Source organism: Patiriisocius marinistellae (assembly GCF_009014635.1).
Lineage (GTDB): Bacteria > Bacteroidota > Bacteroidia > Flavobacteriales > Flavobacteriaceae > Patiriisocius > Patiriisocius marinistellae.
Map to the genome: position 1 here is coordinate 50,818 of NZ_BKCF01000005.1, position 16,054 is coordinate 66,871.

Annotated in this window: 12 protein-coding genes; all 12 read left to right on the forward strand. The window is 33.1% G+C overall.

What is annotated here, in order from left to right:
• The first annotated feature begins 54 nt into the window (after nucleotides 1-54).
• Complete coding sequence (locus GB234_RS12160; RefSeq protein ID WP_151894848.1) at nucleotides 55-924, forward strand: prephenate dehydratase; 870 nt, start codon at nucleotides 55-57, stop codon at nucleotides 922-924.
• The gene (locus GB234_RS12165; protein ID WP_151894849.1) at nucleotides 914-1,996 is read left to right on the forward strand and encodes a bifunctional 3-deoxy-7-phosphoheptulonate synthase/chorismate mutase type II; all 1,083 of its coding nucleotides are present in this window, start codon (nucleotides 914-916) and stop codon (nucleotides 1,994-1,996) included. Before GB234_RS12160 ends, GB234_RS12165 begins: the two co-directional genes overlap by 11 nt.
• A gap of 20 nt (nucleotides 1,997-2,016) precedes the next feature.
• The gene (gene rsgA / locus GB234_RS12170; RefSeq protein ID WP_151894850.1) at nucleotides 2,017-2,967 is read left to right on the forward strand and encodes a ribosome small subunit-dependent GTPase A; all 951 of its coding nucleotides are present in this window, start codon (nucleotides 2,017-2,019) and stop codon (nucleotides 2,965-2,967) included.
• A 1-nt stretch (nucleotide 2,968) separates the two neighbouring features.
• Nucleotides 2,969-3,421 carry a D-aminoacyl-tRNA deacylase gene (dtd, locus tag GB234_RS12175; protein WP_151894851.1) on the forward strand — a complete coding sequence of 151 codons (453 nt, stop codon included), beginning with the start codon at nucleotides 2,969-2,971 and terminating at the stop codon, nucleotides 3,419-3,421.
• A gap of 63 nt (nucleotides 3,422-3,484) precedes the next feature.
• A complete protein-coding gene (locus tag GB234_RS12180; RefSeq protein WP_151894852.1) occupies nucleotides 3,485-5,377 on the forward strand; it encodes a DUF3858 domain-containing protein in 1,893 nt (630 codons plus the stop codon).
• Between the two features lies 1 nt (nucleotide 5,378).
• Complete coding sequence (locus tag GB234_RS12185) at nucleotides 5,379-7,226, forward strand: DUF3858 domain-containing protein (protein ID WP_151894853.1); 1,848 nt, start codon at nucleotides 5,379-5,381, stop codon at nucleotides 7,224-7,226.
• 4 nt (nucleotides 7,227-7,230) lie between these two features.
• Nucleotides 7,231-9,081, forward strand: coding sequence for a DUF3858 domain-containing protein (locus GB234_RS12190; protein WP_151894854.1), 1,851 nt, complete (start codon nucleotides 7,231-7,233; stop codon nucleotides 9,079-9,081).
• A 5-nt stretch (nucleotides 9,082-9,086) separates the two neighbouring features.
• Nucleotides 9,087-11,105, forward strand: coding sequence for a DUF3858 domain-containing protein (locus tag GB234_RS12195; RefSeq protein WP_151894855.1), 2,019 nt, complete (start codon nucleotides 9,087-9,089; stop codon nucleotides 11,103-11,105).
• 3 nt (nucleotides 11,106-11,108) lie between these two features.
• Entirely contained in the window at nucleotides 11,109-11,435 is a 327-nt protein-coding gene (locus GB234_RS12200; RefSeq protein WP_151894856.1) for a nucleotide pyrophosphohydrolase, read from the forward strand.
• A gap of 235 nt (nucleotides 11,436-11,670) precedes the next feature.
• Nucleotides 11,671-12,906, forward strand: a complete 1,236-nt coding sequence (locus GB234_RS12205; protein ID WP_151894857.1) for a 3-phosphoshikimate 1-carboxyvinyltransferase — start codon at nucleotides 11,671-11,673, stop codon at nucleotides 12,904-12,906.
• 317 nt (nucleotides 12,907-13,223) lie between these two features.
• The gene (gene queA / locus GB234_RS12210) at nucleotides 13,224-14,273 is read left to right on the forward strand and encodes a tRNA preQ1(34) S-adenosylmethionine ribosyltransferase-isomerase QueA (RefSeq protein ID WP_151894858.1); all 1,050 of its coding nucleotides are present in this window, start codon (nucleotides 13,224-13,226) and stop codon (nucleotides 14,271-14,273) included.
• A gap of 159 nt (nucleotides 14,274-14,432) precedes the next feature.
• Nucleotides 14,433-16,046 (forward strand): T9SS type A sorting domain-containing protein, encoded by a 1,614-nt coding sequence (locus GB234_RS12215; protein WP_151894859.1) that lies wholly within the window; start codon nucleotides 14,433-14,435, stop codon nucleotides 16,044-16,046.
• The last annotated feature ends 8 nt before the right edge of the window (nucleotides 16,047-16,054 follow it).

The following is a 16,054-nucleotide window of genomic DNA, read 5'->3' on the forward strand; positions in this document are numbered from 1 at the left end:
TTTACAAATCCTGAATGTTTATTCAGGATTTTTTTTGTTTTAAACCGAAATATTATGAAATTAAAAATCGCAATCCAAGGAATAGAAAGTAGCTTCCACGACCTTGCAGTAAGACAACTATTTCCTGAAGCCGAAGCAGAACTCGTGCCTTGTAATTCCTTTGCAAAAGTAACAGAAGCGGTTAAAAATTTTAACGCAGATTTGGGAGTTATCGCCATAGAGAATACCATCGCCGGAACTATCTTGCCCAACTATAAATTGATTGATGATGGTAACTTTAGTATCCTTGGAGAGACATTTTTAACCATCGATATGTTTTTGATGGCATTACCGGGACAAACGGTCCATGACATTGATGAAGTCCATTCACATCCCGTAGCTTTGCAGCAGTGTACAACCTATTTACAGCGACTACAACCGCATTGTAAATTGATTGAAGGAAAAGATACCGCTAGTGAAGCAAAACGAATTTTAGATGATAATTTAAAAGGAGTTGCCGCTATTGCAGGTAAGCAGGTGGCAGAAAAATATGGACTGGAAATTATAGCCAGTGATATTCAAGCAGAAAAAGAAAACAAAACACGGTTTGTGGTTATAGGCCGAAATGCAACTAAAGAAATTGAACCTAATAAAGCTACATTAAATTTTGAATTGGATCACGAAATAGGAAGCCTTTCAAATATATTACAACTATTAGCAACATTTAAAATTAACTTGACTAAAATACAATCATTACCAATTGAAGGTAAACCTTGGCAATATTCATTTTTAGTTGAAGTATTATTTGATGATTATGAGGTTTTCAAAGAAGTAATAACAATGCTCAAAAAAGCAGTGTTAGAATTAAAAATAGTAGGTGTTTATAAACATAATTTACATAACGCAATGAGCACTTTACACAAAGAACTAAATTATGCAGAATAAAAAAGAATTGAGAACATGGTTAGACAAAATGGAGCTTGCACATCCATTAGTAATTGCTGGGCCATGTAGTGCAGAGACTGAAGAACAGGTATTAAAGATTGCACACCAATTAAAAAATACTGATGCAACTGTATTGCGTGCAGGAATATGGAAACCTCGCACACGCCCAGGAAATTTTGAGGGAGTTGGTGCTTTAGGTTTAAAATGGTTGCAAAAAGCAAAGGAAGAAACAGGTATGTTAACAACTACAGAAGTTGCAAATGCAAATCATGTAGATTTAGCATTAAAACATGATGTAGATATTTTGTGGATTGGTGCGCGCACAACGGTTTCACCATTTATAGTTCAAGAAATAGCAGATGCCCTAAGAGGAACAGATAAAGTTGTGTTAATTAAAAATCCTGTAAATCCAGATTTAGCTTTATGGTTAGGAGCTGTAGAGCGTTTTTATACTGCAGATGTTAAAAATCTAGGTGTAATACATAGAGGGTTTTCAACGTATGAAAAAACAAAATATCGTAATAATCCAGAGTGGCAAATACCAATTGATTTACAAAATAAATTTCCAGATTTACCACTTATACTAGACCCCTCACATATTGCAGGGCGTCGTGATATTATTTTTGACCTTTGCCAGACAGCTTTAGATTTAAACTATGACGGTATGATGGTAGAAACACATTACGATCCAGATAATGCGTGGAGTGATGCAGCTCAACAAATAACACCAACTACGCTTGACCAAATGACTATTGATTTAAGAATTAGGAAAAAAGATGGAACGGCTCTAGAGTTTAAAAACCAATTAAATACACTGCGTACACAAATTGATGTCATTGACAATAAATTGCTAGAGATGACAGGTAAGCGAATGAAAATTGCAGATTCAATAGGTAGGCTTAAAAAAGAAAATAACGTTTCAATTTTACAAGCAAAACGATGGAATGAGGTTCTTGGAAGGATGATTCTTGAAGGGGAACAGCATCAATTAAGTGAAGAATTTATTCTTAAATTATACAAAGCAATTCACCAAGAATCAATCAACCATCAAAAGAAAGTAATTAATACTTAAAAACTGTATTTTTACTGCCAATGAAAGGACTCGTTTATAAATCAACAGGAAGCTGGTACACCGTTAAATCAAATGCAGGAAAATTCTATGACTGCCGTATTAAAGGTAAGTTTAGAATGGAAGGGATTAAAAGTACAAATCCCGTTGCCGTAGGAGATACTGTGGAGTTTGAAATTGAGACCATTGGTGATGAAACAATAGGGATCATCTCAAAGATTGATAAGCGAGATAACTATATTATTCGTAAAAGTGTCAATCTTTCAAAGCAAACACATATTATTGCTGCTAATGTTGACATTGCTTTTTTGCTAGTAACTCTTAACAATCCACCTACTTTTACAACATTTATTGACCGTTTTTTAGTGACTACCGAAGCGTATCATATAAAAGCGGTTTTGTTGTTTAATAAGATTGACACCTATAATGAAGATGAAATTTTAGAAGTAAAATACCTTGCAGCATTATATCGCAGCATTGGGTATGAATGTCTTGGAATTTCAGCAGAAACTGGGAAGAATATTGATAAAGTTAAGGAGATGATGCAGGACAAGGTGGTTATGTTTTCTGGACATAGCGGTGTTGGAAAATCAACATTAGCAAATGCACTGGAACCAACGTTAGAGTTAAAAACAAAGAAAATTTCGGCACAGCATAGTCAAGGTCAACATACTACTACTTTTGCCGAAATGTATGACCTTGATTTTGGCGCAAAAATTATTGATACACCTGGCATTAAAGGCTTTGGTGTAGTGGAAATGGAAAAAGAGGAAATTGGTGATTATTTTCCAGAATTTTTCGCTCTTAAACAAGAATGTAAATTTAATAATTGCTTACACATTGAGGAGCCTAAATGTGCTGTAAAAGATGCACTAGAAGAAGATAAGTTAGCTTGGAGCAGGTATAAAAGTTATGTGCAGATAGTTGAAGGAGACGAGGAACATTTTAGAAAAGATATTTACGAAAAAAAATAGTTTGAGAGTAGTTTTACAAAGAGTAAGTGAAGCCTCAGTAACAGTTTCAGGCGTTAGAATTTCTGAAATTAAACAAGGGTTATTAATCTTGCTAGGCATTGAAGCTGAAGACACAAAAGAGGACATCAACTGGTTAACATCAAAAATTGCTAAAATGCGCATTTTTAGTGATGCCGAAGGTGCGATGAATCTTTCAATATTAGATGTAAAAGGTGATGCAATTGTAGTTAGCCAATTTACATTACACGCTTCCACTAAGAAAGGCAATCGACCTTCATTTATCAAAGCAGCAAGACCTAAAATTGCCATTCCTTTATATGAGCGATTTATTGCAGCCTTAGAATTACAAATGAATAAAAAAGTGCAAACAGGCGAGTTTGGTGCTATGATGGATGTAGCACTTGTAAACGATGGGCCAATTACTATTACAATGGATTCAAAGAGTAGGTCTTAGGTTTTTTAAAAATTATACTTTAGTTTTAATTGATTTCCATAGATTTGAAGCCAAACCTATTTTATGCGTATCACTTACTTCTTTCTTCTATCGTTTATCAATTTTTTTTCTAATGCCCAAGACTATAGTGTAAATAATATTGATGCTACCTTAATTAAAAATGCAAATGCTGTTGTTCGTAATGAAACTACAACAATTACTATAAATGATTTTGATTCTTTAGAAGAAGAATTTAGTTCTACAATAACTGTTTTAAATAGAGGTGGATGGGACGCCATTGATCCAGTTGTTTACTATAGCGGCGATGATAAAGTAAAAAAAATATCGGCAATTTTATATGATAGGGATGGCGATGTAATAGAAAAATATAAAGAAAAAGACTTCCTTGATGTCACGGCATCTGGTAGTAATTTATACTCAGACAATCGAAAAAAAATACTTGAGTTCATCCCTTCTTCCTATCCGTTTACATTAACTTTTGAGTACGAATTAAAATCAAGAACAACTGGTTTCTTAAAACAATGGCTTCCGTTAAGAAAAACAACCGTTGCGGTGGAGTCTTCTAATTATAAAATCGTCAACGAAAGACAAATTCCAATCATTAAAAAAGCATACAATCTGGATAACTTTGATGTTACGGCTAAAAGTTTAAACGGAAATCTTGATTATACTATTAAGAATGTTTTAGCTTTTGAATCTGAATTTGCTAGCCCTCATTACTCAATGTACCTGCCAATAATGAGAGTAGCCTTGAAAAAATTTCAGCTTGAAGGAGAAATTGCCGAGGTTTCAACTTGGAAAGATTTTGGGATTTGGCAGAATGAAAACTTATTAAAAGATAGAGATAAGTTAAGCGATGCTACTAAATCTAAAATAAATGAACTTGTTAAGGATTTAGATACAAAAAAAGAAAAAGTAAAAGCTATTTATGAATATATGCAAAATAAAACTCGATATATTAGTATACAAGTTGGGATAGGTGGATGGCAGCCATCAGCTGCTCAAGAAGTAGATGAGTTGGGTTATGGTGATTGTAAAGGGCTTACAAATTATACAAAAGCACTATTAGATACGCAAAATATACCTTCATATTATACGATTGTAGATAGTGGGTCTGACGGCAGGGATATAGAAGAAGATTTTGTAGCAATGCAGGGCAATCATGTTATACTTACGGTACCACTAGAAGAGGAAAATTTATTCTTAGAATGCACAAGTCAAGATTTACCCTTTAATTTTATAGGAACTCATACAGATGACAGAAAAGTAGTTATGTTAACTCCAGATGGTGGGGTTGTGGGTAAAACGCACTCGTACACTAAGGAGGATAATACACGTAATTTTGAGGCGACTGTTGTACTAGATGAAAATTTAATAATTACAGGTACACTTAAGGAAGTTTCAAGAGGTATTGAATATGATAATAGTTATTATTTAAAGGATGGAGATAGTGATGAATTAGATGCATATTATAAAAAAAAATGGTCACATTTAAATGGTCTCCAATTATCAAACATTAAATTTGATAATGATAAAGTTAATGTGGTTTTTACTCAAGAATTATCGTTCTTAGCTAAAAATTATACATCAAAAGCTGGTGATAGACTATTACTGAATCCTAATGTTTTTAATCGATTTGCTTACATTCCAGATGTTAACGGTGAACGAAAGCAAAGTGTTTATGTTCGACGAGGGAAAACTTTTAATGATACAACTACTATCATTTTACCAAAAGGTTATAAAGTAGAATCTATGTTTGATACACTTGAAGTTTCAAATAAATTTGGGTCCTACAAAGCTACATTAGTAAAGAAAAATGAAACAACACTTATATATTCTAGAAACGTAGTTTTATATGCTGTTGATGAACCCAAAGAATCTTTTAATGAATTAGATACACTTATTAGAAAGCTGGTTAAGAACGATAATTCTAAAATTGTTCTAATAAAAAAGTAGCATGAAGCAATTTCTGTTTTTTATCTTCTTAATTGCTACACTAAGTATTTATGCCCAAGAGTATAAATATACGCCAGTCACAATAGCTCAATTAACTGAGCAAAAGGATTCTTTGTTTCTTGAGGCAGATGCCAAGTATATTTTAAAAGATATTGAATATACTTATGGCCAAAAACTACGCATTTTTGAACGAATAAAAATTTATACAAAAGAAGGTTTTGCCTTTGCAAAAGAAGAAATAGGTTTTACAACTATCGAGGATCTTGAAGCTTACACATACAATCTTGACGAGGGAGAAGTAAAAAAAACAAAGGTGCCCAGTTCTAGTATTTTTGTTGAAAAATTTGAAGATGAAAATACAATTACAAAAGTTACATATCCAGAAGTTAGAGTAGGTAGTATACTAGAAATTTCATATACTATCCCCTATGCTGGATTAAGAATGATAGGCGTACAATCAATCATCCCAATAAAATCTATCCGTGTATATTTAAAAAGTGCCGTTTTAAGAGAGTTGACGATTACTCAAAACCCATTAAGCGGGATTGTTTTAACTTCAGAAAAAAATGACGATGGGATTTTTTATTCTGGAAAAAATATACCTCCACTCAAACAAGAAAAGTTTGTGACAAATATCCAAAATTATCGTGCCCAAATACGAATTGAACAAGTGGGGAGTTACGGTGAGCGATATATGGAAAGCTGGGAAGAAATTGCTGCGCTTTATAATGACACAGGCTTTTTCGGTAAGCAACTAGAACGCAAACGCTATTTTGAATATGACCTCCCAAAAATTTTAGGTGATGAAATAAATCCCTTAAAAAGAGCAAAGCTAATCTACGCTCATGTACAAGATAAAATGGAGTGGACAGAATATTATAGTAGGGGCTCAGAGGATATTAAAAAAGCATATAAAGAAGAAAAGGGCACTATTGCCGAAATTAATTTTATTGTAATTGCAATGATGCGCAAAGCAGGTCTCAACGCAAACCCGCTACTAACAGCAACGTTGAGCCGTGGATATGTGCTTTCGCCCTCAGCTACTATATTTAATGCAACAATTTGTAGTGTTGAAATTTTTGGCAATACCTATATTTTAGATGCCTCAAGAAAAATAAATGCCTTTGGAGAATTATCAAACGAGATGATTAATGGGAACGGCCTCCTAATCTACAAAAATGATGATTGGAAATTGTTTCCTACCAGTCCCACTTTAGTCTCAAAGGAAATTAATATTGTAAATGCTACAATTGATCCCATTGTAAAAAATATTAAAGGCGAAATTAAAACAAGAATTAATGGCTATTTCTCTAATAGATATCGTTCTAATTATGAAAATTCAATGAAAGATTCATATTGGGAAAACCTGGAAGAGATGCATAACACGCTTAAAATTGAAAATCCTATAATTACGGGTGATGAGAATGTAGATTTACCAATAACTTTTAAAGCAAATTTTCAAAAAGAGACATATGTAGAGGACATTAATAATGAGCTATATTTTAGCCCTCTCTTTATCTTCGGAAATGAGGTAGACGAGTTTAATGATACTGAAAGAAAATATCCTTTAGACTTTAGATTTCCGTATCATAAGAGTTACAAGATAAATTTTACCATTCCAGATAATTATAAAGTAGTAAGCTTATTAGAGCCAAAAAATTTAGCGATGCCCGATGGGATTGCGAGCTTAAAGTATGATAATAATGTTTCGGGAAATCAAATACAGATCTCGATGGATTTTGAAATTAATTATTCGCTTTTAGGAGCTGATTATTATGAAGGTATAAAAAAAATTTTCACAGAATATTTTAAAATTTCTAACGCTAAAATTGTTTTAGCAAAAAAATGAAACAATGAAGTTTGTTTATTTATTACTAGTGAGTGTTGTTTGTCACATTTCGGCGTATGCCCAAGACTATAAATTTGGAGATGTGAGCATCGCAGAGTTACAAGAAAAGAGTGATACAGAGTTTCCCGAAGCAGATGCAAAAGTAATCACACGGGATGTGGAGTATAATTTTGGCGAAGTATTATATGTTTTTGAACGTATAAAAATTTATACAAAAGAAGGTTTTGAATATGCTAAATGGCAGATTGATTTTGACGATGTGGAATCATTAAAGGCAAATACTTATAATCTTGAAAACGGAAAAATAGTTGTCACAAAAGTTGAAAAGGGGAGTATTTTTAATGAGGAGATAAATGATGGAGAAGAGGTGAGTAAAATTTCGTTTCCCAATGTAAAAGAAGGATCCGTTTTAGAGTTAAAATATAAAGTGAGAGATATAGGACTTCGTTCCATTAATTCGCAAAGTTATATTCCTATTGAGAGTGTGAAAGTACTTATTAAAAATCCATATTCAAGAGAGCTAAAAATAACTCAGAATCCACTTAGTGATATAGCCTTAAAAACACTTGAAAAACCTTATGAACTTTTATACGTAGGAAAGGATATTCCACCGTTGAAAAAGGAAAATTATGTGACTAGCTTGAGTACTTATCAAGGAAAAATTTACATAGAGCAAGTAGGAACGTACGGTCAAAATAAAATGAAGAACTGGACAGATGTAGCAGAGTTTTATAATGATGCACATTATTTTGGCGCAGAGGTAAAGAGAAGCGGTTATTTTAAAAGCGACCTTGATCCCTTACTAGTAAATGAGATAGAGCCACTAGAACTTGCAAAAAACATTTACTACTTTTTACAAAAAAGGATGAAGTGGAATGAATTTTATAGTCGTGGCGCAGATGAAACTAGAACAGCTTATAAGGAAAAGGAAGGAAGTATAAGCCAGATTAATGTAACGCTTACAGCAATGTTACGAAAGGCAGGTCTTAAGGCAAATCCAGTACTGGCTGCTACAAAAAGCCGTGGTTATATTTTATTCCCCACAATAATTGGGTTTAATGCTATATTAACAGCCGTTGAGATTGATGACAAAATTTACTTATTAGATGCATCAAGAAAAAATGCCGCTTTTGGTGAGCTTCCTAGTAACTTAATTAATGGAATAGGACTTATCGTATATGAGAATGATATGTTTAAAACTATCCCTACTAGTCCTACAAAATCCTCAAAGAGTTTTGTGATTGCTAATGCAACATTAGATGTTACTTCTGGTGCTATCATAGGAGATTATAAACAACGATTAAGCGGTTATTTTGCAAATAGATATAGAAAAGACTATACAGATAAACAAGCAAATGCTTACTGGAATGATCTTCAAAAAGAAAATAATTTACTTTATTTTTCAAAGACAGATACTAAAGATATGGCAAATTTGACAAAGCCTATTATGCTGGAAACATCGTTTAAAAAAGAGTCTTATCTAGAAGAAATTTCAGGTAACTTATATTTAGATCCCTTGTTTATTTTTGGGTTAAAGGAAAATAAATTTACTGATGAAAACCGAAAATACCCTATAGATTTTGTGTTTCCTTATTCAAAAACTTATAAAATTACATTTAAAATACCAGATGGCTACACCGTAGAAAGTTTACCTGAAGGTGTTAATATTGCTATGCAGGATAACATAGCATCTATTAAATATGATAATAAAGTTTCAGGAAATTCCATTATGGTTTCGTTAGATGTTGAGGTAAATTACCCATTGATAGCGGCAGATTATTATGAGGGAATTAAAACCATATTTACAGAATATTATAAAATTTCAAACTCGAAAATAGTACTTTCAAAAAACTAATTTATATGAAAAAGATAGTTACATTAATAGCATTATTAATCGTTGTTGTTGCATTTCCGCAGAATTTTAAACCAGGGAAAGTTTCAAAAAAAGAATTAGAAGAAACTGAGAATGCATTGAATCCAAAATCTAATGCTGCAGTACTCTATAGGGAACACAGAACGGCTTTTGTGTATAATCAATCTAAAGGCTTTGAGCAAGTGACCAATGTCTTTGAGCGTATTAAAATCTATAACCCAGAAGGCTATCGTTGGGCTACTAAAAAAATAAAATCATATAATCATGGGTCTGATAGAGAAGAAGTAAGCTCAATTAAAGGAACTACTTTTAATCTTGTTGGCGGGAAAGTTAAAAAAACAAAGCTTGATAAAAGTAATGTTTTTAAAGAGCGATTAAATGATTATTTTATGGAGAACAAGCTTACGATGCCTAATCTACAGCCAGGTAGTGTGATTGAGATAGAATATACCGTGCAGTCTCCTTTTTTAGGAATTACAGACATACCATTGCAATACGAGATTCCCATTAATAAAATGATGGTGGATGTTAAAATTCCAGATTTTTATGTATACCGAAATTATGCAAATCCACAAGCTTCAAATTCATTCACATTTGAAGAGAGCGATAAAAATATAGAAGTTGTCATCAGAGAACGAAGTGGTTTAGGTACTGCTAATTATGGTAACTTTAAAAGAGGTGGTGGATCATCTGGTATACAAAGTTATAAAGAAAGGCGCTATTTATTAGAAGAGGTGAATGTGCCACCTATAAAAAGGGCTGCTTATATTGATAATCTAGATAACTATGCGGCAAAAGCAGTTTGGGAATTGACTGTTATAAAAAATGGAAATGGTATTCCTAAAATGCTATCAAACTCTTGGGAGAGTGTTTCAAAAACAATCTATGAACGAGATGATTTTATAAATAGCATAAATAACTCATCATTTTATGAAGATGATTTAAAAAACGCGCTTGGAGCTGAGACAGATCCTTCTGTTAAAATGCAAATTGTGTATGATTTAGTCAAAAATAAAGTACGATGGAATGGGTATTACGGGTATTTTCCAGAGCAAGGAACAAAGAAGGCTTATAAAGAAGGAAAAGGAAATGTTGGCGATGTAAACTTGTTACTAATATCTATGTTGCGAAAAGCTCAAATTAACGTGCTACCTGTATTAATTAGTTCAAAATCTAATGGAATTCCTTTATTCCCTACGCGTTATGGATTTAATTATCTAATTGCTCAAGTAGAAATAGGAGGAAATACCTATTTGCTAGATGCTACCAAATTATACACAACAATTAATGTGCTTCCAGAACGTGCCATAAACTGGCAAGGTCGAGTAATTCTCCCAGACGGAAGCTCAGATTGGGTGCCATTGTACCCAGATTTTAGTTCTCAAAAATTATCGTATGTTCAAGCCGAAATTAACCCCGATGGAACATTAAGTGCTAAAGTAAGAGGCCGAATGGGCGATCATTATGCAAAAGAATATAGAACCGAATTTTATGGTAAAAATGCTAATGACCAAATTGATGGAATGGATAAAAATGGTGAGGACGTCAAATTTTCAAATCTAGAAACGAAAGATTTAAATGCATTTACAAAGAATATTACATTAAGTTATGATGCAAATGCAACATCATTGGTTGAGACTATTAACGATGAAATTTATATTTCACCTATGTTGTTTTTTGCGCAAAAGGAAAATCCCTTTAAAGAAAACACTAGGGAATATCCTGTGTTTTTTGATTTTCCAAAATCTGATAAATACAATATCACAATAAAAATACCTGAAGGATATACCGTAAAATCATTACCTGAATCTGCAAAATCAGCATTAGCTGGAGATGCCGTGACTTATTCTTATTTGATAAGTGAGTCCAATGGAATGATTCAACTTGCAGTGGCTATGGATATAAATAAACCCATTTTACTTCCCAGCGATTATCAATTTATTAAGGATATGTTTGGACAAATCGTTGGAAAAGAAAATGAAAAAATAGTGCTCTCAAAAATCTAAATCATGGATATAAAAAACGCGCAAAAAGAAGTAGATAGTTGGATTAAAAACCATGGTGTTCGTTATTTTAACGAACTTACAAATATGGCGCAACTTACAGAGGAAGTAGGAGAGGTAGCCCGTATTATAGCAAGAAGATATGGTGAGCAAAGCGAAAAAGAGAGTGATAAAAATAAAGACCTAGGAGAAGAGCTAGCAGATGTCATGTTTGTAGTTTTGTGTCTCGCCAATCAAACAGGTGTTAATTTGCAAGAGGCTTTTGATAAAAAGTTAGACATTAAAACTAAACGCGATCACGACCGTCATCATAACAATGAAAAACTTAAATAATGTTTAAAAGGATAATAAATTATAAAGGTTTTTGGAAGTCCGTTTTAATTCTAGGTGTGAGTTTTGGGGTTATACTATTTCTTTTAAAATGGGCGTTTTCTGGTTTTTCATTTGAAAATCTATCACCCACACCTCGTTTTTTTATTGGTTGGGCGATGACCTCGCTTTTTTATGGTTTAATAATGACTTTCATAAAATTTTGGGCAAAGCTCAAAGAAAAAGACAATCGTAGTAAATGATAGCACAGCTAAAAAAAATAAATACAGTAAAAAACGCAGTCGTTGCTATCACTGGATCAAAAAGTGAGAGTAATCGATTGTTGATTTTACAAGCATTATTTCCAGACATTGCAATTGAAAACCTATCAAATAGTGACGATACTGTTGTGCTTAGTAAAGCATTAAAAAGCACTAACCCCGTTGTAGATATTCACCATGCGGGAACTGCAATGCGGTTTTTAACAGCGTATTTTGTAGCAAAAAAAGACTCAAATGTTGTGCTAACAGGTAGTTCAAGAATGCAAGAAAGGCCCATAGGGTTATTAGTACAAGCGTTACGAGAAATGGGTGCAAATATTGAATATCAAGAAAACGAAGGCTTTCCGCCACTGCAAATTAAAGGTGTTGAAAAGTTAAAAAATAAAGTAACAATAGCCGCGGGCGTGAGTAGTCAATATATTTCGGCATTAATGCTTATTGCGCCTAGTTTAAAAGAAGGACTAAAGATTGAATTGATAGGTGATATTACATCGCGTCCTTATCTTGAAATGACATTAAAATTACTAAAAGAAATAGGTGTCACATATCATTTTCAAGGTCAAAACATTACAATTTCTCCTCTTACAAAGATAGCTCCGCAAACAATAACAGTAGAGTCAGATTGGTCTTCGGCTTCTTATTTTTATAGTTTGGTAGCGCTCTCGAGTAACATGTCTGTGACGCTCTCTGCCTATAAAAAAGATAGCTTGCAAGGAGATGCTTCGCTAGCAACGGTGTATGAAAATTTTGGCGTGATTACTCAATTTAATGGCGATAATACCATTACTATAACTAAAGAAAAAGAGGTTGATTTAACAGAGATACACCTTAATTTAATCAACACGCCAGATATTGCTCAAACAATTGCAGTGACAAGTTTTGGGTTGGGTATTTCTTGTAATCTAACAGGTTTACATACGTTGAAAATTAAAGAGACAGACCGCCTTGAAGCTCTTAAAACTGAGCTCTCAAAACTTGGTGCTTCTATCAATGTCACTAATAAATCCTTGCACCTTAAAGCAAATAGTGTAGCAAAAATTTCAGAAGTTAAAACAATTGAGACATACCAAGATCACCGTATGGCGATGGCATTTGCTCCGTTAGCTTTGCTGTTTCCTGTCGCAATTGAAGATCCAATGGTTGTTTCAAAATCGTATCCAGAATTTTATAGTGATTTAGAAAAAATAGGAATTAGCACTACATTTTTAGAATAAATTTTTGATGTTAATATTTACTTCGGAAATGTGACTATTTTTAAATAACTGCTATTAATTAAACCTATTGTTTGCATTTTTCGTGATTATACAACTTAGTTTAATGAGATAAGAGCGCTTTGATACTTAATATTTCCGAAGAAATTAAAGAGTTTTGAAATTTCGGGAAAGAAAAGACTGCAAATTTCAACGTTTTATTTTTGTTTTTACCCTCATAATGAGATTCTTCAAAAGATAAATGCCGTTTTACTTGACAACGCCTATCGCCAGATTGTATATTTGCAGCTTTTAAAACCTAAAATCAAGAACTTATGGGGATGAAACTCTCACATTTTAATTTCGAATTACCTGAAGAACTTTTAGCTGAATATCCAAGTGAAGAAAGAGATGAGGCCAGATTGATGGTCTTAAACCGAAAAGAACAAACTATTGAGCATAAAATGTTCAAGGATTTAATTAACTACTTTGATGAGGATGATATTCTTGTATTAAATAATACGAAGGTTTTTCCTGCTAGATTGTACGGAAATAAAGAAAAAACTGGTGCGAGAATTGAGGTATTTTTGTTGCGTGAGTTAAATCCAGAAACAAGGCTTTGGGATGTATTAGTTGACCCAGCTAGAAAAATAAGAATAGGAAATAAATTATATTTTGGCGATGACGAAACATTAGTTGCTGAGGTGATTGATAATACAACATCAAGAGGAAGAACGCTACGTTTTTTGTATGATGGGTCTTATGAAGAGTTTAGAAATAAATTAACTGAGCTTGGTGAAACACCACTTCCTAAATATATTAAGCGTGAGGTTCAGCCAGAAGATGCTGAGCGTTACCAAACAATTTTTGCTAAGGAAGAAGGTGCTGTTGCAGCTCCAACTGCAGGATTACACTTTTCTAAGCATTTATTAAAACGCCTAGAGATTAAGGGTGTTAAATTTCCAGAAGTTACTTTACATGTAGGTTTAGGAACTTTTAGTGCTGTTGAGGTTGAAGATCTTTCTAAGCACAAAATGGATAGCGAAGAGATGCATATTCCTGAGTCTTCTGTAGAGGTTATTAATGATGCAATTGCAAAACAAAAACGTATTTGCGCAGTAGGTACTACTGTAATGCGCGCATTAGAAAGTTCAGTTTCATCAAAAGGAACTTTGAATGCTTATGATGGTTGGACAAATAAGTTTGTTTTTCCTCCTTATGATTTTAGTATTGCTAATACAATGGTTACTAATTTTCATACACCTAAATCAACATTATTAATGATGGTGAGTGCATTTGCGGGTCATGAATTTACTAAGAAGGCATACGAAGAAGCAATTAAAGAGAAGTACCGTTTTTACACTTACGGTGATGCTATGTTGATTATATAATCAACTTTTAAAATTAAAAAATCCCGATGGCAACACCGGGATTTTTTAATTTGTAGTGATTTGCTATTGATATGTGCTCTTTTTAAGTTATTTTAGTTGAGTTATTTATGGAGTTATATTAAGATTATTTTGAAAAAAATTACATATTTATTTTTTTTAATGGCAACAGGACTTTTGTTTTCACAAGAGCCCATAAGTTGGTCTTATGATTTTGATGTTGCGCCAGAAATTATAGAGCTTCCTCGTCTTGATTTAGAAATAATTCAAGAACAAGATAGTATTAATGATCTTGATAAAAGCCAGCCTTGGCGTTACGGAATTGAAAGACCTGTTAGTTTAGATTTACAAAATCAAGGGACATGGACAGATCTTCCAGATGAGAATGGCCGACTATGGCAGGCTGCTATATGGAGCAGAGGTGCAGTTAATTTGAGTGTTAACTTTGATTCGTTTTATTTACCAGAAGGAAGCAAATTGCAGTTTTTCAATGAGGATAAAACCGATGTTTCAAAATTGTATGGAAATAAAGAGAATACTCCAAATAATAAAATAGCCTCTTGGTTTGTGGAGGGTGATTTGATTTACGTAGAGTATTTTGAGCCTTATTCTGTTGCTACAAATGTTGTATTAAAAATTGGTAGTGTTATTCATGGTTATAGAATGGGTAAAGTACATGAGTTGTTTGATACTAATCGGGGGTTGAATGATAGTGGTGATTGTAATTATGATGTAAATTGTCCTGTGGGAGAGGATTTTGATAATTATAAAGTTATTATAAAAAAAGCTGTTGCCTTGCTTACACTAGGTAATGGGTATTTATGTTCTGCTTCTATGGTAAATAATACTGCTATGGATAAGACTCCGTATTTATTGACAGCAAATCATTGTTTACAAAATAGTGATCCATCTTTATGGAGCATCCGTTTTAACTGGGTAAGCCCAGATCCTGTTTGTGGAGAAGCTGTTAATAGCCTAGATATTCAAACAAATTTTACAATGAGTGGTACCGAGCTTATTTCTGCAAATGAGATAAGTGATTTTGCTTTAGTTAAGTTATATAATCCAGTACCAGTTTCATGGGATATTACATTTGCAGGTTGGGACAGGAGTGATTTGTTGCCGCAATTTCAAATTGGGATTCATCATCCTAACGGTGATATTATGAAAATATCTAGAGACGACGATGGTGCAACAAAAGAAAATGCAAATGGAACAGATGTTTGGCTTATAGGTGGAGTAAATGCTGGAAACGGCAACGGATGGGAAATAGGGACTACCGAAAGTGGATCCTCAGGGTCACCTCTATTTAATGAAAATGGAAAAATTATAGGGCAACTTTATGCTGGTCAAGCTTCTTGCTTAGGAACTGAAACTAATAATGACTATGATATTTATGGTAGATTCGCTAGTTCTTGGGATTCTGGAAACACGCCACAAACAAGGCTTAAAGATTGGTTGGACCCAATTAATAGTGGACAAACCTCAATAGAGTCTGTTCAAAACATTCTTGGTTTACCAGATAATCAAATTACAGGAATTCTTGAAATTTATCCTAATCCAGCAACAACATCACTAACCATAACAAATAGTAAATATCCACATTTAGTATATAGTTTCTATAGTGCTACTGGCCATAAGATAATGTCTGGTTCGCTTTCAAATACAGATAATAATTTGAATATAGCCAACTGTGCTGATGGTATCTATTTTTTAAATTTGGTTGATGAAGACTCAAATCAACAGATTACTAAAAAAATAGTAATTAATAAATAGGCACATTT

Coding starts and splice junctions, on each gene's coding strand:
- GB234_RS12160 (WP_151894848.1), top strand. CDS start 55: ATGAAATTAAAAATCGCAATCCAAGGAATAGAAAGTAGCTTCCACGAC.
- GB234_RS12165 (WP_151894849.1), top strand. CDS start 914: ATGCAGAATAAAAAAGAATTGAGAACATGGTTAGACAAAATGGAGCTT.
- rsgA (WP_151894850.1), top strand. CDS start 2,017: ATGAAAGGACTCGTTTATAAATCAACAGGAAGCTGGTACACCGTTAAA.
- GB234_RS12180 (WP_151894852.1), top strand. CDS start 3,485: ATGCGTATCACTTACTTCTTTCTTCTATCGTTTATCAATTTTTTTTCT.
- GB234_RS12185 (WP_151894853.1), top strand. CDS start 5,379: ATGAAGCAATTTCTGTTTTTTATCTTCTTAATTGCTACACTAAGTATT.
- GB234_RS12190 (WP_151894854.1), top strand. CDS start 7,231: ATGAAGTTTGTTTATTTATTACTAGTGAGTGTTGTTTGTCACATTTCG.
- GB234_RS12195 (WP_151894855.1), top strand. CDS start 9,087: ATGAAAAAGATAGTTACATTAATAGCATTATTAATCGTTGTTGTTGCA.
- GB234_RS12200 (WP_151894856.1), top strand. CDS start 11,109: ATGGATATAAAAAACGCGCAAAAAGAAGTAGATAGTTGGATTAAAAAC.
- GB234_RS12205 (WP_151894857.1), top strand. CDS start 11,671: ATGATAGCACAGCTAAAAAAAATAAATACAGTAAAAAACGCAGTCGTT.
- queA (WP_151894858.1), top strand. CDS start 13,224: ATGAAACTCTCACATTTTAATTTCGAATTACCTGAAGAACTTTTAGCT.
- GB234_RS12215 (WP_151894859.1), top strand. CDS start 14,433: ATGGCAACAGGACTTTTGTTTTCACAAGAGCCCATAAGTTGGTCTTAT.